The organism is Metabacillus hrfriensis, from assembly GCF_030127205.1.
Lineage (GTDB): Bacteria > Bacillota > Bacilli > Bacillales > Bacillaceae > Bacillus_P > Bacillus_P dongyingensis.
Map to the genome: position 1 here is coordinate 4,433,936 of NZ_CP126116.1, position 20,972 is coordinate 4,454,907.

The window sequence follows — 20,972 nt, forward strand, 5'->3', positions numbered from 1 at the left end:
AGCTTACTCAGCTGAAAAAGTACGCATAGCATCTTCAGCTTGTTTCTCTGTTATATAAGGTGTATGAAAGTACACTCTTATCCATTCTTTTTCATCAGTCTGAACGTAATAGTGATAGGTTTGTGTGGCAGTCATTGTTTTAACATGCTCGAGTATTCTTTCTGATGGATACTTTAATTCGTTTATTACTTTTCTTTCAAAAATCCCCGGCCGGCTTTCAAGGCTTTGCTTTTCCTCAAGTGTACTGGGGACTGCCCCTCCTACAGTCTTTTCTCCTTGTTTAAAAATCAGGCTATCTCCATTTCTTTCTGTTTTGATTCCATCTGGAAGCTGTATACTGTAGTTTAATTGCCCATTCCGTGTATCTTCCCCTTTTTCACCATTTACAAAAAAGAGAGAAAAGATGCCGACTCCGATTAAAAGGATCATTGTTACAGAAAGCTGAAATACTCGGTGTATCACGGCAAGGGAAAATCCTGACCGCCTTTTGGAGAGAGCCTTGCTGATTTTCTCCCGCTGTTCGGATGATAATGTTTTTTTCGGAAACTGAAGGTTTTCAGGATTCAAGTTTGGCCCCTCCTTCTTTAATAGCATCTTGCCTGTTCTGATTTAGTTTCTTCAATGCCCGGTAGTAAGTGCGGCTGACTTTTTCCCTTGTCCAGCCCAGGACTTCTGAGGTTTCTTCCACGGAAAGCTCAGAGATGACTCTCAGCATGACAACATCTCTGTACTCTGTTTTCAGTTCATCTATTGCTCTGTAGACTTCCCTTACATTTTCATGTTCCATCAAAATATCATCCGGACTTTTTTGCCGCTCTTGATTTGGCAGCCAAGAAAGAAGCCGTTTCTTCCGGCGCTGATCAATGACAAGTCTTCTGGCAATGCTGATCAGCCATGTTTTCGGATGGGAATCACCGTGAAAATGGCTTTTTAAAGCCCTGAAAAAAACTTCCTGGACATCATCCTCCACATCGTGTGATCCTTTGTAATAAACCAAAAAGTGATAAAGATCATCTCCGAACAGCTTAAACATCCGCTCAATTTCTCTGTGGTGTTCGTTCATTTATCCACCCCGTTTGAACTCTTTACTTAATTAGACGGTTACTTATCTTAATTCTCTCACTTAAATGGAAAAAAATCAGTTTTTTCAGAATTGATCTATTCCATCTTTTATTTAAGATTAAAATTCGGGTAACATAAATATAAGACTGTAGAACTATATTTGTTTTATTTTTCAGAAAATATTGACTTTTTTCCGGAAAACTATTAATTTATAGGAAAGCGTTTGGATAAATGTAAGGAGTATATTATGACAACATTAAAAGAAATTGCGGAGCATGTTGGAGTATCAATTTCAACTGTTTCCAGAGTAATCAATAACGATCTATCAAGAAATATTCACCCTGAAACGAAAAGAAAAGTTTGGGATGCCGTGAAAGACTATGGATATAAGCCAAACCAAAATGCCAGGAACTTAGCCTCACAGAAAAAAACTGAAAAGAAAAAAACAATGCAGATTGGCTGTTTAGTCCAGCATCCTCATCTAATAGAAAGATATGATCCGTATTATTCACCTATATTTAATGGAATAAGCAAGACTCTTACAGAACATAAATACAGCTTAATCTATATTGATTCATTCGACAAAAAAATTGAGGAAACTGATTTTTACAGAACTATCAACTCTGATACATTGGATGGCATAATCCTTTTCGGAAACTTTGAGGAAAATGTCTTGTCTTTCATTAAAAATCAGATATCCTGCATCGTCGCTTTAGAAACTGCCCACACGGATCGCTTAGATGTATCATTGGTGGACTATGACAGACAGTCTGCATGCAGAGCAGCCATTAAGCACTTAATTGAACAAGGTCATGAAAAGATCGGATTTATTGGAGGCGGAACAGGTGCTGACTATGTGAATCTTTCTGATGAAGAGAGATATAAAGGCTATGTGAAAGCACTGCATGAATTTGGACTCGAACTTGAATCAGATTGGATTGTAAATGCCCAATGGACTCCTTCATTAAGTTATAGCGGCATGAAGAAAATTTTAAACCTTGATTCTAAGCCAACTGCCATGTTTTGTGCAAGTGACACAATGGCCATCGCTGCGATGAGGGCTGTTTATGAAAATAAACTGCAGATCCCAGAGGATGTTGCATTTATCGGGATTGATAACATTGAAATGTCTTTATATTCTAATCCCCCTTTATCAACTATTCATATTCCAAAATATGAAATTGGAAAAGCTGCAGTAAATGTACTTTTAAATCAAATAGAGGAACGGATGGATCTCCCAGTCGTGACTTTGCTGCCATATCAGTTAATTGCCAGGGAATCATCGGAAAATAAATCTAACTTGAAGCATCTTTAAAATTTTATGAGTTAAATTGAAGCATTTATTTTGCACAGTAGGAAAACGTTTTCCGTATTTGGGGAAAATTCAATTTAAGGAGGTGATCTGTTTTCATTGAAGGAGGTTTTTTTCATTTGATATTTCGAGAGGAGACATTAGGAAATGAAACAAGTAAGAATTGCTTTAATTGGAGCAGGATTAAGAAGCGGGATTGCAAAATACTGGCACAAGCCAGATGGTGATTCAATCGTAGTCGCCGCAGCAGATATTTCTTATTCAAAATTAAAAGAATTTCAGGAAAAGATAAATGCCGAAGCTTTTATTACGCAAGATTATAAAGAATTGCTGCAAAGAGATGATATTGATGCTATTGCCGTGACGTCACCTGATTATTTGCACGAGGAACACGCAATCGCTTCCCTTCAGGCTGGAAAGCATGTGTATTGTGAAAAACCTTTAGCTATAACAGTGGAAGGCTGTGACCGGATTATAGAAGCTGCAGAGAAATCAGGCAAGCATTTAATGGTTGGTTTTAACATGAGATATATGAATATGTACAGAACGATGAAAGGAATTGTTGATTCCGGTGTCATCGGAAAAATAAAAGCTGTATGGGTCCGGCATTTTGTAGGATATGGCGGCTACTTCTATTTCCATGATTGGCATGCAAAATCTAAGAATACGACATCTCTTCTTTTACAAAAAGGTTCGCATGATATTGATATCATTCATTGGATTACCGGAAGTTACACACAAAAAGTATCAGCATTTGGAGGCTTGGATTTTTATGGCGGGGACAAGCCAAATGATTTAACTTGCCCATCGTGCAATGAACGGGATACATGTACTGAAGCCAGTCCCCACACACTAATTGAATGCGCTTTCAGAGAAGAGGTAAATGTTGAGGATAATAATGTGGTCATAATGGAGTTGGAGGGTGGCATTAAGGCTTCTTACCTGCAATGTCATTTCACCCCTGATTATCAGCGGAATTACACATTCATTGGCACGGAAGGCCGAATCGAAAATTCAGAGCTGGAAGGAAAAATATATGTAAAGTCGCGTCGTTCAAACTCATGGAGAGAATTCTCTGATACTACCTATGAAATAAAAAAAGCAGAGGGCAGTCATGGCGGAGCCGATCCAAATATATGCAGAGATTTTGTAGATTTAGTGCTTAAAGGCAAGCAGCCTTTAACAACACCTCTTGCTGGCCGAATGAGTGTAGCTGTCGGATGTGCAGCAACTGAATCGATCCGTTCGGGCGGACACATTGTAAAGATTAAACCAATCCCCACAACTATTCCGAAAGCATTTTAAACATCAGTATAGCTGAAAGGGATGGTATTTTTGAAAATTGAACATAAACCTGAAAAATACACAAACACACGTACAGCCTCTAAGACCTCACATACAAAATTATCTGCATTTCGAATATCCTTCAGGAAAAACTGGGATCTGTATTTGCTGATTTCACCTGTCATACTTTATTTTATTATCTTTCACTACATTCCAATGTATGGAGTACAAATTGCATTCAAAGACTTTTTCCCTGTAAACGGAATATCAGGAAGTCCATGGGTTGGCCTTAAACATTTTGAACGATTTTTTGATAGCTATTATTTTTGGCGCTTAATTAAAAATACACTTGGAATCGGTTTATATACGTTAGCATTATCTTTCCCTATTCCAATTATTATTGCGCTCATGCTTAACGAGGTAAAGCATGAAAAGTACAAACGCTTCGTCCAAACTGTCATTTATGCTCCTCATTTTCTGTCAACCGTTGTCGTAGTCGGAATGCTGCTGTTGTTCCTGAAGCCTGATGGGCTGGTCAATCAAATCATTATCTTATTTGGCGGTGAACCTATTTATTTTATTACTGAGCCTAGCTTATTTAAATCGCTTTATGTTTTTTCTGATGTCTGGCAAACGATGGGCTGGAGTTCGATCATCTATCTTGCTGCTTTAGCCTCTATAGATTATCAGCTTCATGAAGCAGCCATCATAGATGGAGCAACTAGGATTCAGAGAATCTGGCATATTAATGTTCCGACCATATTTCCAACAATCGTTATTATGTTTATCCTAAGTGCCGGCTCTATTATGGCCGTAGGCTTTGAAAAAGTATTCTTAATGCAAAATAGTCTGAACATGTCTACTTCTGACGTTATTTCAACATTTGTATATCGTGCCGGGATTTTAGATGCCCAATATAGTTTTTCAGCAGCAGTCGGATTATTTAACTCCGTTATTAATTTCATTATGTTGATCGTCGTTAACTCATTTGCTAAAAAGATCAACGAAACTAGTCTTTGGTAGGAGATGAGGGATATGACAAACAGTTCATCAGATAAAGTCTTCAACATCGTGAACTATCTATTACTTGCCATAATTACACTGCTTGTGCTGTACCCTTTATACTTTGTCCTCAGTGCATCGGTGAGTGATCCCCTCTATGTCTTAAGAGGAGAAATGTGGCTCCTTCCGAAGGATATTAACTTCGATGCCTATAAAAAAGTATTTATGAATGAAGATATCCTAAACGGTTTTTGGAACACGATAAAGTATACAGCGGTTGGAACTGCCATTAACGTCGTGATGACAACAATGGCCGCCTTTCCCCTATCAAGAAAGGACTTCATGGGCAGAAACCTTATTATGGGATTCTTTGTGTTTACTATGTTTTTTAGTGGAGGATTAATTCCTTCCTATCTATTAATTAAGGAACTCGGAATGCTGGATACTTTTTGGGTAATGGTTATTCCTAATGCAGTAGCAATCTGGAACATCATTATTATGCGTACTTTTTTCCAGACCACCATTCCGATTGAACTGCAAGAGTCGGCAATGATTGACGGCTGCAGCAATATACAGATTCTAATTAAGATCGTTTTGCCATTATCTATGCCTGTCATTGCAGTAATGGTGTTATTTTATGCTGTTGGCCACTGGAATTCTTACTTCAACGCCTTGATTTACTTGCAGGACCGGGAGCTCTTCCCTCTCCAGTTAATTTTGAGGGAAATTCTGATTCAGAGTCAAACGGATGAAATGGTCAAAGCGACTTCGGAATCATTTGTAAAGCAGCAGTTAAGTGTTGAAGGGCTAAAATATGCTGTACTGGTTGTATCAAATATACCAATGATGCTCTTGTACCCTTTCCTGCAAAGATACTTTGTTAAAGGGTTTATGATCGGAGCCATAAAAGGATAATAAAGGGGGTTATGTTAATGAAGAGCAATAAATGGAGATATGGATTTTTATCAGGTGTTCTTGCATTTTCCATTTTGAGCGGCTGTACGAATGAGGAAGCTTCTAAAGAAAAGAGCGAATCTGCTGTCAAAGTCAATAAGACCGGTATGCCGATCGCAGATGAGAAAATAGAATTAACAGGATTTGCAGGGAAATTTTTTGCCTCTCAAGACTGGAATAAACTTAAGTTATGGGAAGAATATGCAAAGATGAGCAATGTTGAAATAGATTGGGAAACGGTACAAGTTGATAGTTTAAAAGAAAAAAGAAACCTTCTTCTTGCAAGCGGTGAATATCCGGATGTCCTATTCTCATCTGCACTTCCAAAAGCAGATTTGATTAAATATGGGCAGCAGGGTGTATTGCTTAAACTAAACGACTTAATTGATCAGTATGCTCCTAATTTTAAAAAGATTATGGAAGAAAATCCTGTGGTTGCAAAAGGGATTACTATGCCTGATGGAAGCATTTATGGGTTTCCTACTATCTATGATCCAGAATTTAAAGGTCTGCACTTGGGAACACCATGGATCAATAAGAATTGGCTGGAAAAATTAGGCCTGGAGGAGCCTCAAAATTTAGATGACTTTCATAAAGTTCTCAAAGCTTTTAAAGCAGAGGATCCTAATGGCAATGGAAAAGCTGACGAAATTCCATGGTCCGGGGCATATGGAATTGGAGAAGCTATCGGATTTATTAAAGGGTCTTTCGGTCTTAATAATCATGGATCTGCCAATGCATATATTGATTTAGCACCTGGAAGCAATAACCTCAGGTTCACTCCTGCGTCAGATGAATATAAAGAAATGCTGGAGTACCTTCATAAACTCTATAAAGACGGATTAATAGATAAAGAGATTTTCACAGCTGATCCACAAGCATTTACTGCCAAAGCTTCAGATGGAGCCTTCGGTGTCATCAACGGACTCGATCCTGAGACGATTTACCAGTTAAAAGGTTATGTCGGAACACCTGTGCTCAAAGGACCTAAAGGTGATCAAATGCTTACATCAATGGGTTCACCGCTTGGAAATATCGGAATGTTCGTCATCACGGACAAGAACAAAAATCCAGAAGCAACGATTAGGTGGATTGATCACTTTTACGGGGATGAAGGAACAAAGATGTTCTTTATGGGATTTGAAGGTGTGACATACGAAGAGAAAAATGGAGAGTTTGAATACACTGAGAATATGACAAAAAACCCTGATGGCTTAAATTTGGATCAGGCATTGAGCGAATATCTTACATGGCCGGGCGGGTATTACCCTGGAATTGTTAAAGAAAAATACTTTAAAGGAGCAGAAGGTAAGCCTGCAACAAAAGAAAATGCACTGAAATCTGAACCTTACGCCCTTAAACAAGAAGACATTTGGCCTGCATTTAACTTCAGCCCAGAAGAACAAGAAGAGCTGTCAACCATTTCAACTGATATAACGACATATGTAGATGAAATGACAGCAAGCTTTATCTCCGGAAAAACATCATTATCGAAATGGGAGGATTATGTTCAGACCCTCAAACAAATGAACTTAGACCGCTACATGGAGATTTATGAATCCGGCTATAAGAATTACAAGAAATAATGGCATACTTGGTAACCTATGAACTTCCTTATAGGTTACCTGAATTTCTTCAAAGAAACTGGGTGAAATGATGACTGCAAGAATGCTTATTTTGGGAAGCTATAGGCTCTGTGAAAAGATTATGTTAGCAGCCTATTTAAATCTTCTGTGGATTATATTTACAGCAGGCGGCTTCATTGTATTCGGAATCTTTCCTTCTACTGTAGGACTCTTTACAGTTATTAGAAAAATGATTCTTTACAAAGATCATGATATGAACATATTCAGCGAGTATTGGAGAGCTGTGAAAAAAGAGTTTGTGAAATCGAATGCTATGGGTTTTCTATTAACCCTCATCACTTTGCTTCTTTGGCTAAACTTTCAGCTGCTTCAAATCACCGATGGAATACCGCATCTCATACTTCTTTCGATTATGTGCATGATTGGAATGATGTGGGTCATTCTCTTATTCTATTGGATTCCAATATATGTACATTTTGAACTGCCTATTCGGAACGTTTTGAGTGCAGCTTTTCTGATTGGTCTGTCCAATCCTCTTTATACAATCTTAATGATTTTAGGGTTATCCGTACTGTACATGATTCTTCTTATCGTTCCTGGTTTATTTCCTTTTTTTTCAATCAGCATCTCTGTCTTCCTCATCATGAAGCTTGCTCTAAAAGCCTTTGAACGGAATCAAAAAATCACTTTCAGAAATGAGGAAAAGAAATGAAAGGAACATTTTTGGCTATAGGGCTTACAGTATCAGCCCTGTTAGCATCTCCCTCGTTATCTCATGCAGCATCTGCTGATAACGTTTATTTAGGACCTCTAAAGAGTGTTGAGTCTGATATCGTCATGAGTGATTGGTCACCAACTATTACTGCGCCTTATACCTATTGGGCCACTCAAAACTGGAATCAAGGTGCAGAGGGCGGCGGATATGCAGGATTTCAGCAGCAGGACGAGCGGGCTTGGGCCAACCGGACCGTACATTTTGCATTATGGGATCCAATGGCCGTTCAAGCTCCCATTGTTTCCTTATATTCTCACCCTGATGCTAAAGTTGAGCGTTTTGGCGGAGAAGGAACAGGATTAAAGGTAATGACACCATATGAATGGGATCTATCAAAATGGTATCGAATGGTTGTCAAGCGATGGGATATGCAGGATGGCACTCATTTTGGGCAATGGGTAAAAGATGTCAGCTCTGATAAATGGACCCTCATCACAGAAGTCGCCTATCCCGTTAAAGATGTGAATTTTGGCGGACGATTCACTCTTTTCCAAGAAGATTGGGCCGGTACTGCAGAGAACGCAAGAGGTGGACGCACAAAGAACGGCTACAATCGATCACTTGCTGGAACGTGGAATTCCTGGGATAAGCAGACAATGTCAACTAATAGTTCGAATACAAATTGGGCAGGAGGTGCAACCGATGAATACTTTTGGTATCAATCCGGCGGCACAACCATTCCCAACCTTGCCAATCCGACGACTTTAACGATCAGCCAGCCAGCAGAACCAGAACTTGATGATATCGAAATCGATTCTGTTAAAGCCATAACTAAAAATAAAAAAGTGCATATAAACTGGCACCTGAAAGAATCCAGTTCTCCGCAATTTGAATATGAAATCACAATTGTCGAAACTGAAAATCATACACAAGCAGCATCAGTGACGAGTATCGATACAAGGTCTAATTCAGAAATATTGACAGCCTCATTAGATAAAAAGAAAACATATAACGCTGAACTAAAAATTACGGATATTTTTGGCCAGCAAAAAACAATAACAAAACAAATAATCCAAAAGCAGTAAAATTGAAGCTCAGCTCTATAAACAAAAACATCTTTATAAGAGGATGATAGCAATGAATTTATTAAGCTCAAAAGAAGAACTTGCAAGTGCAGGCGCCCTATATACATCGAAAGAAATTATTCAGCAGCCCAAATTATGGGCAGAAGCAGCTGAAATAATCCAACAGCAAATTGATCAAATCACTTTGTTTTTGGATAACATTCAAAGCAGACATGATCGAATCAAAATCATTTTTACCGGAGCTGGAACTTCTGCTTTTATAGGAGATACACTCCTGCCTTATCTTAAAATGATTTCACAAGACTCAAAATTTGATTTAGAAAGTATTCCTACCACGGATATCGTATCGAATCCATATTATCATTTAGAAAGAGATTTTCCGGTTTTATTGATTTCATTTGCCCGGTCGGGGGATAGTCCCGAAAGTTATGCCGCTGTACAGCTGGTTAACCAGCTTGTTCAAAATGCTTACCATATTATTATCACATGCAATAAAAATGGAGAATTAGCTAATCAGGAAGGCAGCCATTCCAGGAGCTATATTTTATTGATGCCTGAGGAGGCAAATGACAAGGGGTTCGCGATGACCAGCAGTTTTACAACGATGATGCTCTCCTGTCTTCTTCTTTTTCAGCATTACTTCGGCCGCTATACCGAAAAAACAATCGAAGCTCTTAGTGTGTCTGCCGCTCATGTTTTGCAGCAGCATAAAAATTCATTAAAAGCTATAACAGAGCAGCCTTTCAAAAAGCTTATCTATCTTGGATCAGGAGTGTTCAAAGGTTTGGCATGTGAAGCTTCGCTTAAATTTTTGGAGCTTACAGGCGGGACCATCCCTTGCATGTATGATACTTCCCTTGGATTCAGACACGGTCCAAAAACCTTTTACGATGAGAATTCAGCTGTCATTCTTTTTCTTTCATCTAATTCTTATACAAGAAACTATGATTTAGATATTTTAAAAGAACTTTTCTTAGATCCAAAGAAGGGGACGGTCATTGTCATATCTTCACAGGAGGATGATGCAGCACGCTCCTATTGTGATCACTTTCTTATAACACATGTCGAAAATCAAGAAGAAGATATTATATTATCCTTTCCATACATCATAATTGCTCAAATCCTTGCGTTATACAAATCCATATCTGTAGGACTGAAACCCGATAATCCAAGTCTTGATGGAAAAGTTAACCGTGTTGTCAAGGGGGTCCGCATTTACCCTCACCATAAATTTTCGAAATAGTAAGATAGATGTCAGGAGGCAGAAAGATGCTCATTTCTACTGAATCACTATTAAAAGACGCTCAAGAAAAGGGATACGCTGTACCAGCTTTTAATATTCATAACCTTGAAACAATAAAAGCTGTCGTGGAAAAGGCAGATGAGTTAAGATCTCCTGTTATGCTGGCAGCCACCCCAGGCACAATACGATACATGGGTGCAGACTACTTGCTGCAAATTGCAGAGACAGCTAATCGAAAACATGATATTCCTGTCTCTCTTCATCTTGATCATCACGAAGACTTGAGAGATATTGAGAGATTAATTGAATTGGGTGCAAGATCTGTCATGATCGACGCCTCCCATAAGCCGTTTGAAGAAAACGTAGAAACTGTAAGAGATGTTGTGAAATTCGCCTCCCGCTTTGGTGCATCAGTCGAAGCTGAGCTTGGAAGATTAACGGGTATGGAAGATGATCTGCATGTTGATGAAAATGACGGCATCTATACGAATCCGCTTCAAGCTAGAGAATTCGTTGAAAGAACAGGCATAGACTCATTAGCCGTAGCCATCGGAACAGCTCATGGCTTATACAAAGGCAATCCAAAACTTGATTTCGATAGACTAAGGGAGATAAGAAAAGAGATACATATTCCTTTGGTTCTTCATGGTGCCTCCGGTCTTTCAAGTGAAACGGTACAAAGGACCATAGAAATGGGAATATGCAAGGTCAATATTGCTACTGAACTGAAAATTGCTTATTCAAGCGGACTCAAAGATTATCTCCAAAAGCATCCCAATGCAAATGATCCACGGGAATATTTTTCAGATGGCATTAATGCCTTAAAGCAGGTTGTCGAAAACAAAATTAAAATGTGCGGCAGTTATAACCGGGTTTAGGACAATTATGATTTTAGTTGTATCCTTAAACCCCGCTGTTGATATTCGCTACTCAGTGCCAGAATTCCAGCCCGGAAACATTAATCGTCCAGTATTGAAAGAAAAAACTGCAGGCGGAAAAGGGCTGAATGCTGCAAGGGTCCTCTCTCTGCTTGGATATAAACCGTTATTCATAACAGGATTTTCAGGCGGTAAGCAAGGTGAGTGGATTCAGTCTGAATTGGACTGCAGCTCAATCCCCTATCATTTTCAGGAGATTAAAGAAGAAACAAGAACTTGTATTGCTATTCTTTCCAGCTGCAGTCAGACAGAAGTTTTAGAGGCTGGTCCAGAGATTTCCGAGAGTGAAATGAAAAATTTTATTGATCTTTTCAGGGCAAAAGTGAAAGAGGCTTCCTTAATTATCCTTTCAGGAAGCCTTCCTAAAGGGGTTCCAGCTGATTTTTACCGAACACTTGGTGAGATAATCAAGCTAGAGAAAAAGCGTATGCTCCTTGATTCAAGCGGAGAAAGCCTTAAGTACGGAATTGAAGCCTCTCCCTTTTTAATTAAACCGAACTTGCAGGAGCTTTCGCAATTATTAAAGAGAAAGCAATTATCGGTGGAGGAAGCAATTAAAGGGGCCCTATCATTATGCGAAAAAGGTGTCTGTTACACGTTAGTATCTTTAGGTTCCGACGGTGCCATTCTGGCATCTGAGAAAGGAGTCTGGAAGGCCGTCCTCCCTTCCATCGAGATTAAAAATCCAGTAGGATCCGGCGATAGCATGCTGGCAGGTGCTGCCTTTGGAATGCAGCTTCATTTGCATCCGGGAGACCTCCTTCGGTTTGCATGTGCATGCGGAACTGCCAATGCTGCCGAAGAAAAGACTGGATTTATCAAAGAATCAACTGTCATGGAGCTTTATCAAAAAATACAAGTTGAACAGATCTTCCCGGAGAAAGGACTAGATTATGAGAAAGGCGATTTGTTTTGATGTCGGGGGAACTTTTATAAAACATGCCGTTATTGATGAAGAAGGAAAGGTTTATGATTTCGGCAAGACCCCAACCCCTAAAGCGAACATACGAAGTGAAATTGTGCTGCTTATTCAGTCTATTGCAAATAAATCTAAGGAAACTCATTTAATAGAAGGAATCGGAATTTCTTCCTGTGGGATTGTTGATAAAAAAAATGGCAGAATACTAGTTTCAGCAAATATTCCAGACTACAGTGGATTTGAGATTGTCAGAGAGGTGGAGAATGCTACAGATCTTTCCGTTCTTCTTGAAAATGATGTTAGAGCTGCCTGCCTTGGAGAGAGATGGAAAGGGATTGCAAAAAAGTCAGATCATATCGTCATGATTACCCTTGGGACAGGCATTGGAAGCGGAATTATTGCCAATGGAAAACTGGTTGAAGGAGAACACGGTTTAGCAGGAGAATTTGGACATATGATCATTTCCATTAACGGTGAACCATGTCCTTGCGGAATGAAGGGCTGTTACGAAAGGTATGCTTCAACCTCTGCTTTTATCAGTCAATACTGTCATGCTGCCAACATTGCCCCTTATCCAAACAAGATTTCTGGGGAAACCATTATGGAATTGGTTAGAAAAAGAGATTCCATTGCTGTTTCTGTTTATGAGCAATATTTAGAATACGTTGTAACCGGCCTTGTCAATATTGCTCATTCTATTAATCCAGAGATTATATTGATTGGGGGCGGTATTTCTGAACAAGGAGAACACTTTATCAGCAGCATTCGCTCCCTGTTTAAAAAAAGAGCAATGAAAGTTTACCAAGATTACACCCGCATTGACATACCTTCGCTGGGCAATTTATCCGGATTGGCAGGAGCCGGTTACCTTGTGCTGTCGCAGGACGTTATGAAAGGAATGTAAAAAGTCTTGTACTCTTAGCTTCCGCTTTTTAAGTATCCATTTAGTCTATAATTTTCATTTTTCCTTTGGATTACAATACTCCTAAACGATAAGACACTATATAATGAAAAAATATCATATGCAGCTTTACTTATTGTTTAAGGAGGAATTTAATGTCCAAAAAAACAGTGCTTATAACCGGGGCTTCAAGCGGGTTTGGCATGCTTGCAGCACATGGACTTGCAAAAGCCGGATATCACGTGATTGCCACAATGAGAAATCTGGAAAAGAAAGCGGGACTGATGAAGTCCATACAGGATGATGCCCTTGATGAAAATGTGACACTGCTTGAGCTTGATGTCACGTCATCTGACTCCATTCAGGCACTTAAACATTTTTTGAATGAAACAAGCAAAATAGACATTCTCATCAATAACGCTGGATATGCATTTGGCGGCTTTGGCGAGGAAATTACAGCTGATGAGTACAGAGAACAATTTGAAACGAACTTTTTTGGTGTGATTGCCGTTACACAGGCTGTCCTGCCTTTTATGAGGTCACAGAGAAGCGGAAAGATTATCAATATGAGCAGCATAAGCGGATTGATCGGTTTTCCGGGACTGTCGCCGTATGTTTCGTCAAAGCATGCTCTTGAAGGCTTCAGTGAAAGCCTTCGCCTTGAAGTAAAGCCGTTCGGCATTGATGTTATTTTGGTGGAGCCCGGGTCTTTTTCTACAAATATTTGGACAACAGGCAAAAGAGTTTCACCTGTCTCAATGGAAGCAAGTTCTCCGTATTATGAATATATGATTGGAATAGAAGATGAGCTTGAACGGGGAAGAGAAAAACTTGGAAATCCAGGTGAGGTTGCTGCACTCATTGTAAAGCTTTGTAAAAAAAAGACTGGTGTTAAACTGAGATACACGGTTGGAAAAGGGGTCCGTTTTTCTCTATTTTTAAAAAGAATTCTTCCATGGAGTATGTGGGAATCGATCATCATTGGAAAACTGCTGCCCAGCAAGAAATAGAACCCATCTTTTTGACGGGTTCTTTTCCATTCTAGCTCTCTAACTCCTTGCGATTCTGAAACTCTTCCTTTATATCATTGATTAAAGCTTCATCTGTCAAAAGTCTTAATCCAGTCAAAGCAAGACCTTTTGCCCCCAGAAGCAGAGCTTTGTCACCACGCTCAGATTTAGCTGCTTCCCTGAATTCAACTGTATGTCCAATTAAAGTATCCGGACCGATTTTAATATACGGATGGATCGTTGGCACTGCCTGGCTGATGTTGCCGGCGTCCGTTGAACCTAATCCGTCGCGTTCACCAGTCTCAACATGCTCTCCAAGACTTTCAAGCTCCTGTTTAAAAACAGCATCAAATGTGCGGTTTAAAACCAGATTATCGACTTCATTTTGAAAAGCGATGACGTTCAGCTTTGCCCCTGTTGCAAGTGCTGCACCTTCCGCAATAGCTTTCACGCGTGCAGTCGCTTCACTGCATTTTTTCCGTGTATCTGCCCTGATATAAAAGCGGGCTTTTGCGTATTCCGGCACGATATTCGGCGCATCACCGCCATGTGTAATGATTCCGTGAATTTTCACATCATCTGTTACATGCTGGCGCAAAGCATTAATGCCATTAAAAAGCTGAATGACTGCATCTAAGGCATTAATGCCATGATGAGGAGCAGCTGCTGCATGTGCAGGTTTTCCGATGAACTCAAAGTCAAGAGGATCAACAGCAAGTGAATTTCCGGTAATTCTCGTTGCATTCGCCGGATGCACCATTAACGCAGCGTCAATCCCTTCAAGCAGACCATGTTTGACAAAGCTTCCTTTAGCACTGCCGTTAGGACCTCCTTCTTCAGCCGGTGTTCCGAGGACTACAACTTCTCCCCCGGTTTCATCAATCACTTTGCTCAGTGCAATAGCCGCGGCCGTGCTTGTTGTGCCAATAATGTTGTGGCCGCATGCATGGCCAAGTCCTGGCAATGCGTCGTATTCAGCTAAAAAAGCGATAACCGGTCCGCTTTTTAATGCAGATTTCTTTCTGGCAAGAAAAGCTGTTTCATGTCCGGCAACTCCGCGTTCAACGCTGAAGCCTTCTGATTGAAGAAGATCTGCGAGGAGCTTTGATGCAAAGAACTCCTCATTGCCGATCTCAGGATTTTCATGAATGGAGTGGCTGATTTGAAGATACTTCTCCTTATTGGTATCAATATTTAAAATCGCTGCTTCTTTCAGAGTTTCAACAACTGTACTCAAGATTACCCCTCCTTAGATTTTATTCTCCAATTTTGCTTAAAGGTACAAATGTAGGAATCGTACTTCCGGCATATTCTTTTTCAATAAATTCAGCTGTATCTTCTTCCTGGTAAAGCTCAACAATGCGTTTCAGTTCTTTGCGGTCCTTATCTTCTGTACGTGCTGCAATAATGTTGATATATGGAGTAGCCGTTTCATCTTCATGGAAAATTGAGTCTTTCACTGGGTTAAAGCCTGCATCTACAGCAATGCCGTTATTAATGACCGATCCTGCTACATCCGGTAATACACGCGGTGTCTGGCCAGCAACAACAGGAACAATTTCTAAGTTTTTCGGATTTGAAACAATTTTGTCCAATGAACCATTTCCATCAAAGTCCTCTGGCAGTTCAATCAAGCCTGCATCCTGAAGCAGAAGGAAAGCTCTGCCCATATTGGTTGCTTCGTTTGGAACGGCAATCTTTCCGCCTTTGGGAATGTCTTTAATAGATTTATATTTATCAGAATAAAGCCCAAGTGGAGCAATCACAGTTGTACCGATTGGTGATAGATCAAGATCGTGTTCTTTTTTAAATGCGTTAAAATAAGAAATGGTCTGGAATGCATTTGCATCAAGCTCACCTTCTGCCAGTGCCAGGTTTGGCTGAACGTAATCTGAGAATGTGACAATCTCAATGTTGATGCCTTCTTTTTCGGCTTTCTTTGCAACGAAATCCCAAATGCGGTTATCTGATCCGCTTACGCCAATTTTGACATTTACTTCTTCTTTCCCGTTTGCTGTTTTATTTCCGCAGCCTGCAGCAAGAGCTCCTACTACTAGAATAAGTGCTAGGATAATAAATTTTTTCATTTTGTTTCTCTCCCTATCGTCTTCTGATTTTTTTAGATAATAAGTTTCCTGATGATTGAAGCCCCTGAACGAGCACAACAAGGATTGTAACGGTAATAATCATGACAACTGTGTCAAAGCGCTGGTAGCCGTATGTAATGGCGAGATCCCCGAGTCCGCCGCCGCCGACAGCTCCAGCCATCGCTGATGCCCCGACAAGACCAACCGTTGCGATTGTAAGACTTAATACAAGTGAGCTTAATGCTTCTGGAACGATGAATTTAAAGATGATTTGCGTTGGTGTTGCTCCCATAGCTTCTGCTGCCTCTATGACTCCCGGGTCCACTTCTAATAATGAGTTCTCAATCAATCTCGCAATATATGGACCTGCATAAAAGACAAGCGGCACTACAGCAGCGGCAGTCCCAATTGATGTTCCTACAATTAATCTGGTTAGCGGAACAATCGCAACCATTAATATAATGAAGGGTACAGAACGGAAGATATTGACGACACCGTTCAAGATATTAAAAATAATGGCATTTTCCCATAGGTGCCCTTTTCTTGTAATGACCAGCAGCACACCAAGCGGCAGTCCGATCAAGGTTGAGAAAAGCAATGAAAAACCGGTCATTGCAAGTGTTTCGATCAGTGCATCAATAATTTGCTGTGAATTAACTAGCATGTACTTCCACCTCTTTAACTGTGACATTTTCCTGATTCATTACTAATAACGCCCGTTTAATTTCGCTTTTTGCTCCCTGCAGCTCGACAATCAAATGTCCAAACGGGATGCCCTGAAGCTCTGTGATGTTTCCAAATAAAACATTGATATCAAGATCAAACCGTTTAGCAATCTGAGAAAGCAGCGGCTGGCCCGAAGATTTGCCGACAAAGTTAATTTTGAAAATCTGTCCCTGTGCATTCTCCTCCTGCACTAATTTCAGCACAGACTCAGGGATGGAATCATTCAGAACAGAACTGACAAAGTTCGAAGCTGTTTTTGTTTGAGGATTTGAGAATACATCAAATACTGAGCCTGACTCGATAATTTTTCCGCCCTCAATTACTGCAACCCTATCGCAAACCTCCCTGATAACTGACATCTCATGGGTGATCATTAAAATTGTAATGTTGTATTCCTGATTGATTTTTTTCAAAAGCTTCAGAATGGACCCGGTTGTTTGAGGATCAAGTGCAGATGTTGCTTCATCACACAATAGAATGGAGGGCTGTGTAGCCAGTGCTCTTGCAATGCCGACACGCTGTTTTTGACCCCCTGACAGCTGGTCTGGATATTGATTTGCTTTGTCCTCTAACCCTACAAACGACAATAATTCTGTTACTCTTTGTTTGATTTCTTTTTGAGAGGCTTTTGCAAGAAGGAGCGGCATCGCAACATTGGCGAAGACCGTTTTGGAATTCAGCAGATTGAAATGCTGGAAGACCATGCCGATTTTGCGTTTTACTTGTCTTACTTCCTTTTGGGATAGTGCCGTTAAATCGAGATTATCAACAATGATTTTTCCCGAGCTTGGACGCTCTAACAAATTCACTGTGCGGATCAGTGTGCTTTTACCGGCTCCGCTGAATCCGATCACACCGCAAATCTCCCCCTGCTTCACATGAAGATCAATGCCGTTAAGGGCTCTCACTTCATTTCCGCCGCTGTTATAAACCTTTGTGACACCTTCAAATTGAATCATATGTATTCCTCCCGTGATATTGATTTGAAAAGCGCAAGCGCCCGTTTAGCTCCGACAGACAGATAAGAATCTGACAGAAAAGTCCGGGTTTGACTTTTTTGGCGGATTTGTTCTGGCCGAGGAGTTGGGCAATGGAGCTAGACATCAATGCGCAAATTTTTATACTTTCTTATCTCTAAATAAAAAACCCTCTTCTATCCGACAAGAAGAGGGCATGAATTCATAAAGAATCACTAGGTCTCTTCTTATCTCCCAGGCTTTTTGCCTGCTGGAATTGGCACAGTACTTTTTTATAAAAGTCCGCTGCCGAAGCATCATCAGGCCAGTCCCTCCGCTTCTCTGGATAAGAAATCTATTTAATTTGCTGAAAAACAAAAAACCTCTTCCTGAAAGCCAAGAAGAGGGTAAGATCAAAGGTAAAAGACCGTTCACTCTTCTTATCTCTCAAGCGAAATCACGCTTGTTGGAGTTGGCACAGTTCTCAGGAAAGTCTGAGTCTGCTGCCGAGGTTTCAAAGGGCCAAATCCCTCCACCTCTCGTGATAAGAAGTTTCATATTTTCGATGTGAGTCCTACTTTACGCTGGTATTTTCAAAAAGTCAACACTTTTTTCATAAAAATATGACTACTTTGAAAGCCTGCGGTATCGGTATTGCTGCCACTGAAAACGAATAAAGCAGCCAACACAAAAGCCTAATATGGCAACAAATGCAGCTAGCGCGACCATTGCGGTAAAGATATAAGCCAGAGTCATCCAGTTCATCATATAACCAAGAAAACCAAGACTAAGACAGATGACTGCAATCATCTGATTGAACTGCTGCTGTTCGAAATCCTCGGGAATGTATTCCGAAGGCTTTTTTCTTAAAAAGAGCTTTGCCGTCTTCATAATAGGGTTAAATTTAAAAAGAAGCCCCATTAATCCTGGAATAAGAGGTATAAGAAGAAACCAGCCGGATCCTGAAACCCAAGCGGCTGCGACAGATAACACAATAAACCATTGATTCGTTAATACAAGAGGTTTAGGAATCGTATTCACTTAAATCCCACCTATCTGATTGGAATATTAGTATTCTACTCCTGTTTTTGTCATTTGTGAAGATAGAAACCTCAGGGGATTTCCCCCCCTTAAAAGCGTGTGAATGGGGTACTCAAATCGCTGATTCTCTGCTTTCATAACCTCAAAGTTTATTGACAGTTAGAAGGCGGCCGTGATAAGATCATTAAAACCAACTAAACCAATCAGAATTAAATAAATTATCAAGAGTGAACGAGAGATCTGGCTCCGCGACTTCACAGCAACCGCCGGCAAACGGAAAGGTGCTCCCACCAGCAAAGCTGCTGTGCTTTGGTTGATAGAGAAAAACCCTCTCTTTATAGCCAATGAAAGAGAGGGTTTTTCTTTTATGATTTGTATGAATTGGAGGAATCACAAATGACTGAAACGATTTACTCTGTATTGCCCGGTGCTGAAAGCTTTTTTTATAAAGGAAATGAGATTGGCATTCTGCTTTGCCATGGATTTGTTGGAACACCTCAAAGTGTTGGAGAACTGGGAAAACTGCTTGCTGATAAAGGCTTCACCGTTCTTGCCCCGCGATTAAAAGGCCACGGGACAGATGCTCGCGAGCTTGAAGCCTGCTGTTATCTGGATTGGATCAAAGACATTGAACAGACTTATTTAAAGCTGAAAAAAATCTGCCGGAAAGTATTTATTGCAGGTCAATCTATGGGCGGCATCCTAGCTTTGCATTTAGCTGGCAAATACAAAGAAATCAGCGGTGTGATTACGATTAATGCTGCTTTAAGCGTGCCTGGATATGAGTCTTTCGAAGATCTGACAGAGCCAAGGTTCATTGCTGAAGGAAAACCGGATATAAAAGCAGAAGGAATCGAAGAAATTACTTACTCAGCTGTTCCAATTACAGCCGTTCATAATCTCCTTAATCTTATAAAATTTATAAAACCAAAGCTTTCAGAAGTCTCATGTCCGCTGCTCGTTTTTAAATCCGAAGAAGACCATGTCGTCCCTCCGGACAGCTCCGATACCCTTTTTGAAAACGTCTCATCATCTATGAAAAAAATCATCAGTCTAACTAACTCCTATCACGTTGCTTCCATGGATTACGATAAAGAAATTATTGCAGATAGAACCTCGGATTACATACATTTGTGCTGTCATCCATTCTACAAAATTTCCGTTTAGCCAATGACTTTCTTCCGGCATTCCTGTTAAACTAAGAGCAGGTGATAAACATGTTTTTAAAATTAATCAAATTAAATAAAGAAGAGATACCTTCGTTTGAAACGTATCCTTTTTCCATTCCTGCCATTTCACATTTGGATGAACTTAAAATTAAAAGCCCTGTTACTTTTTTTGCAGGTGAAAATGGATCCGGCAAATCGACATTGATGGAAGCCATTGCCTATCAGTGCGGGTTTAATACCGCTGGCGGCAGCCATCATCTTTATGAAACTAGAAGCTCTCAATCTGATTTAGGAAAATATATCAAGCTTGCCTGGATGCCTAAAGTTAAAAATGGCTTTTTCCTAAGAGCTGAGTCCTTTTATCAGTTTGCATCCTATCTGGAAGAATTGAATGAAGAGCCATTGTCTGGTGACGTTTTTGGCCCATATGGCGGTAAATCGCTTCATCATCAATCACATGGTGAATCTTTTTTATCCCTCTTTCTCAATCGTTTCGGCAATGGCCAGAAAGCCGTCTATTTATTGGATGAACCAGAGGCCGCTCTTTCTCCATCAAGACAGCTGACCCTGCTCCGCATCATTCATGACTTAACAAAAGACGGTGAGGCGCAATTTATTATTGCCACACATTCTCCTATCCTTCTGGGATTTCCCGGGGCGAATATATTAAGCTTTGATTCGGAAAGCATAGCTGAAATCGATTATACGGAGACGGATCATTATCAGATTACAAAGTATTTTTTGGAGAATCGCAATCTGTTTTTGGAGGAGTTATTTAAGGAAGAATAATCTGAGCATTTACACCTTTCCTTTGCTCCTGAGGATTTCAGAGCCTTAACACCATTAATCTATGCCCTTATAAACCCTATGGGACATTTAAGCTAAAAATGCAAGAACGTCTGCCAATTCGAATAAAGAGATGTTATGTAAAGAAGCCTTCGGGAATGCTTTCCAAAGGCTTCATTTCCAAACAAGTTTTTCA

The 20,972-nt window shown here is 40.1% G+C and carries 21 protein-coding genes and 3 riboswitches; of the genes, 14 read left to right on the forward strand and 7 right to left on the reverse strand.

All coding sequences use genetic code 11. From position 1 onward, the window contains the following. Window positions 1–3: 3 nt before the first annotated feature. Both QLQ22_RS22040 and QLQ22_RS22045 read right to left on the reverse strand, forming a co-directional pair. Window positions 4–567, reverse strand: coding sequence for a hypothetical protein (locus QLQ22_RS22040; protein WP_223438080.1), 564 nt, complete (start codon window positions 565–567; stop codon window positions 4–6). After that, window positions 557–1,063, reverse strand: coding sequence for an RNA polymerase sigma factor (locus QLQ22_RS22045; protein ID WP_223438081.1), 507 nt, complete (start codon window positions 1,061–1,063; stop codon window positions 557–559). Before QLQ22_RS22045 ends, QLQ22_RS22040 begins: the two co-directional genes overlap by 11 nt. Before the next feature lie 246 nt (window positions 1,064–1,309). Between QLQ22_RS22045 and QLQ22_RS22050 the strand changes: the two genes are divergently transcribed. The 12 genes from QLQ22_RS22050 to QLQ22_RS22105 all read left to right on the forward strand — a co-directional run bounded on the left by QLQ22_RS22050 (window position 1,310) and on the right by QLQ22_RS22105 (window position 14,011). Continuing rightward, on the forward strand, window positions 1,310–2,377 hold the full coding sequence (locus QLQ22_RS22050) for a LacI family DNA-binding transcriptional regulator (RefSeq protein WP_223438082.1): 1,068 nt from the start codon (window positions 1,310–1,312) through the stop codon (window positions 2,375–2,377). Between the two features lie 144 nt (window positions 2,378–2,521). Beyond that, window positions 2,522–3,679, forward strand: coding sequence for a Gfo/Idh/MocA family protein (locus QLQ22_RS22055; RefSeq protein ID WP_284015559.1), 1,158 nt, complete (start codon window positions 2,522–2,524; stop codon window positions 3,677–3,679). Window positions 3,680–3,709: 30 nt separating this feature from the next. Next, a complete protein-coding gene (locus QLQ22_RS22060; protein WP_223438084.1) occupies window positions 3,710–4,681 on the forward strand; it encodes an ABC transporter permease in 972 nt (323 codons plus the stop codon). A 12-nt stretch (window positions 4,682–4,693) separates the two neighbouring features. Further along, window positions 4,694–5,575 carry a carbohydrate ABC transporter permease gene (locus tag QLQ22_RS22065; protein WP_223438085.1) on the forward strand — a complete coding sequence of 294 codons (882 nt, stop codon included), beginning with the start codon at window positions 4,694–4,696 and terminating at the stop codon, window positions 5,573–5,575. Between the two features lie 17 nt (window positions 5,576–5,592). Further along, entirely contained in the window at window positions 5,593–7,200 is a 1,608-nt protein-coding gene (locus tag QLQ22_RS22070) for an extracellular solute-binding protein (RefSeq protein WP_284015560.1), read from the forward strand. Window positions 7,201–7,270: 70 nt separating this feature from the next. Next, window positions 7,271–7,912, forward strand: a complete 642-nt coding sequence (locus tag QLQ22_RS22075; protein ID WP_223438087.1) for a YesL family protein — start codon at window positions 7,271–7,273, stop codon at window positions 7,910–7,912. Beyond that, window positions 7,909–9,000 carry a DUF3472 domain-containing protein gene (locus QLQ22_RS22080; protein WP_284015561.1) on the forward strand — a complete coding sequence of 364 codons (1,092 nt, stop codon included), beginning with the start codon at window positions 7,909–7,911 and terminating at the stop codon, window positions 8,998–9,000. Before QLQ22_RS22075 ends, QLQ22_RS22080 begins: the two co-directional genes overlap by 4 nt. 52 nt (window positions 9,001–9,052) lie before the next feature. Further along, window positions 9,053–10,243, forward strand: coding sequence for an SIS domain-containing protein (locus QLQ22_RS22085; RefSeq protein WP_223438089.1), 1,191 nt, complete (start codon window positions 9,053–9,055; stop codon window positions 10,241–10,243). 26 nt (window positions 10,244–10,269) lie between these two features. Further along, window positions 10,270–11,121, forward strand: coding sequence for a tagatose bisphosphate family class II aldolase (locus QLQ22_RS22090; RefSeq protein ID WP_223438090.1), 852 nt, complete (start codon window positions 10,270–10,272; stop codon window positions 11,119–11,121). Between the two features lie 7 nt (window positions 11,122–11,128). Next, complete coding sequence (locus QLQ22_RS22095) at window positions 11,129–12,097, forward strand: 1-phosphofructokinase family hexose kinase (RefSeq protein ID WP_223438091.1); 969 nt, start codon at window positions 11,129–11,131, stop codon at window positions 12,095–12,097. Then, window positions 12,075–13,004 carry an ROK family protein gene (locus QLQ22_RS22100; RefSeq protein WP_223438092.1) on the forward strand — a complete coding sequence of 310 codons (930 nt, stop codon included), beginning with the start codon at window positions 12,075–12,077 and terminating at the stop codon, window positions 13,002–13,004. The genes QLQ22_RS22095 and QLQ22_RS22100 overlap by 23 nt, the downstream gene beginning before the upstream one ends. A gap of 152 nt (window positions 13,005–13,156) precedes the next feature. Next, window positions 13,157–14,011 carry an oxidoreductase gene (locus tag QLQ22_RS22105; RefSeq protein ID WP_252207389.1) on the forward strand — a complete coding sequence of 285 codons (855 nt, stop codon included), beginning with the start codon at window positions 13,157–13,159 and terminating at the stop codon, window positions 14,009–14,011. Between the two features lie 31 nt (window positions 14,012–14,042). On the opposite strand, the gene QLQ22_RS22110 is transcribed toward QLQ22_RS22105, so the two are convergent. From QLQ22_RS22110 to QLQ22_RS22130, 5 genes are all read right to left on the reverse strand, one after another. Then, complete coding sequence (locus QLQ22_RS22110; protein WP_223438094.1) at window positions 14,043–15,248, reverse strand: M20 family metallopeptidase; 1,206 nt, start codon at window positions 15,246–15,248, stop codon at window positions 14,043–14,045. Window positions 15,249–15,267: 19 nt separating this feature from the next. After that, window positions 15,268–16,098: a MetQ/NlpA family ABC transporter substrate-binding protein gene (locus QLQ22_RS22115; protein ID WP_223438095.1), complete on the reverse strand. Its 831-nt coding sequence runs from the start codon at window positions 16,096–16,098 to the stop codon at window positions 15,268–15,270. A 13-nt stretch (window positions 16,099–16,111) separates the two neighbouring features. Beyond that, window positions 16,112–16,762, reverse strand: a complete 651-nt coding sequence (locus tag QLQ22_RS22120) for a methionine ABC transporter permease (RefSeq protein WP_223438096.1) — start codon at window positions 16,760–16,762, stop codon at window positions 16,112–16,114. Beyond that, window positions 16,752–17,783 carry a methionine ABC transporter ATP-binding protein gene (locus QLQ22_RS22125; protein ID WP_223438097.1) on the reverse strand — a complete coding sequence of 344 codons (1,032 nt, stop codon included), beginning with the start codon at window positions 17,781–17,783 and terminating at the stop codon, window positions 16,752–16,754. The genes QLQ22_RS22120 and QLQ22_RS22125 overlap by 11 nt, the downstream gene beginning before the upstream one ends. A gap of 242 nt (window positions 17,784–18,025) precedes the next feature. Beyond that, window positions 18,026–18,133, reverse strand: a riboswitch (SAM riboswitch). Window positions 18,134–18,217: 84 nt separating this feature from the next. After that, a riboswitch (SAM riboswitch) is annotated at window positions 18,218–18,331 on the reverse strand. Window positions 18,332–18,407: 76 nt separating this feature from the next. Then, window positions 18,408–18,821, reverse strand: a complete 414-nt coding sequence (locus QLQ22_RS22130; RefSeq protein ID WP_223438098.1) for a DUF4395 domain-containing protein — start codon at window positions 18,819–18,821, stop codon at window positions 18,408–18,410. Between the two features lie 215 nt (window positions 18,822–19,036). After that, window positions 19,037–19,144: riboswitch (SAM riboswitch) on the forward strand. Between the two features lie 73 nt (window positions 19,145–19,217). On the opposite strand from QLQ22_RS22130, the gene QLQ22_RS22135 reads away from it, so the two are divergent. Then, window positions 19,218–19,988, forward strand: coding sequence for an alpha/beta hydrolase (locus tag QLQ22_RS22135; protein WP_284015562.1), 771 nt, complete (start codon window positions 19,218–19,220; stop codon window positions 19,986–19,988). 50 nt (window positions 19,989–20,038) lie between these two features. Then, window positions 20,039–20,779, forward strand: coding sequence for an AAA family ATPase (locus QLQ22_RS22140; protein ID WP_284015563.1), 741 nt, complete (start codon window positions 20,039–20,041; stop codon window positions 20,777–20,779). Window positions 20,780–20,972 lie beyond the last annotated feature (193 nt).

Excerpts from the sequence above, each read along its gene's own strand:
- QLQ22_RS22045 (WP_223438081.1), bottom strand. The coding sequence starts at position 1,063 with ATGAACGAACACCACAGAGAAATTGAGCGGATGTTTAAGCTGTTCGGA.
- QLQ22_RS22050 (WP_223438082.1), top strand. The coding sequence starts at position 1,310 with ATGACAACATTAAAAGAAATTGCGGAGCATGTTGGAGTATCAATTTCA.
- QLQ22_RS22055 (WP_284015559.1), top strand. The coding sequence starts at position 2,522 with ATGAAACAAGTAAGAATTGCTTTAATTGGAGCAGGATTAAGAAGCGGG.
- QLQ22_RS22065 (WP_223438085.1), top strand. The coding sequence starts at position 4,694 with ATGACAAACAGTTCATCAGATAAAGTCTTCAACATCGTGAACTATCTA.
- QLQ22_RS22070 (WP_284015560.1), top strand. The coding sequence starts at position 5,593 with ATGAAGAGCAATAAATGGAGATATGGATTTTTATCAGGTGTTCTTGCA.
- QLQ22_RS22075 (WP_223438087.1), top strand. The coding sequence starts at position 7,271 with ATGACTGCAAGAATGCTTATTTTGGGAAGCTATAGGCTCTGTGAAAAG.
- QLQ22_RS22080 (WP_284015561.1), top strand. The coding sequence starts at position 7,909 with ATGAAAGGAACATTTTTGGCTATAGGGCTTACAGTATCAGCCCTGTTA.
- QLQ22_RS22085 (WP_223438089.1), top strand. The coding sequence starts at position 9,053 with ATGAATTTATTAAGCTCAAAAGAAGAACTTGCAAGTGCAGGCGCCCTA.
- QLQ22_RS22090 (WP_223438090.1), top strand. The coding sequence starts at position 10,270 with ATGCTCATTTCTACTGAATCACTATTAAAAGACGCTCAAGAAAAGGGA.
- QLQ22_RS22095 (WP_223438091.1), top strand. The coding sequence starts at position 11,129 with ATGATTTTAGTTGTATCCTTAAACCCCGCTGTTGATATTCGCTACTCA.
- QLQ22_RS22100 (WP_223438092.1), top strand. The coding sequence starts at position 12,075 with ATGAGAAAGGCGATTTGTTTTGATGTCGGGGGAACTTTTATAAAACAT.
- QLQ22_RS22105 (WP_252207389.1), top strand. The coding sequence starts at position 13,157 with ATGTCCAAAAAAACAGTGCTTATAACCGGGGCTTCAAGCGGGTTTGGC.
- QLQ22_RS22115 (WP_223438095.1), bottom strand. The coding sequence starts at position 16,098 with ATGAAAAAATTTATTATCCTAGCACTTATTCTAGTAGTAGGAGCTCTT.
- QLQ22_RS22120 (WP_223438096.1), bottom strand. The coding sequence starts at position 16,762 with ATGCTAGTTAATTCACAGCAAATTATTGATGCACTGATCGAAACACTT.
- QLQ22_RS22125 (WP_223438097.1), bottom strand. The coding sequence starts at position 17,783 with ATGATTCAATTTGAAGGTGTCACAAAGGTTTATAACAGCGGCGGAAAT.
- QLQ22_RS22135 (WP_284015562.1), top strand. The coding sequence starts at position 19,218 with ATGACTGAAACGATTTACTCTGTATTGCCCGGTGCTGAAAGCTTTTTT.
- QLQ22_RS22140 (WP_284015563.1), top strand. The coding sequence starts at position 20,039 with ATGTTTTTAAAATTAATCAAATTAAATAAAGAAGAGATACCTTCGTTT.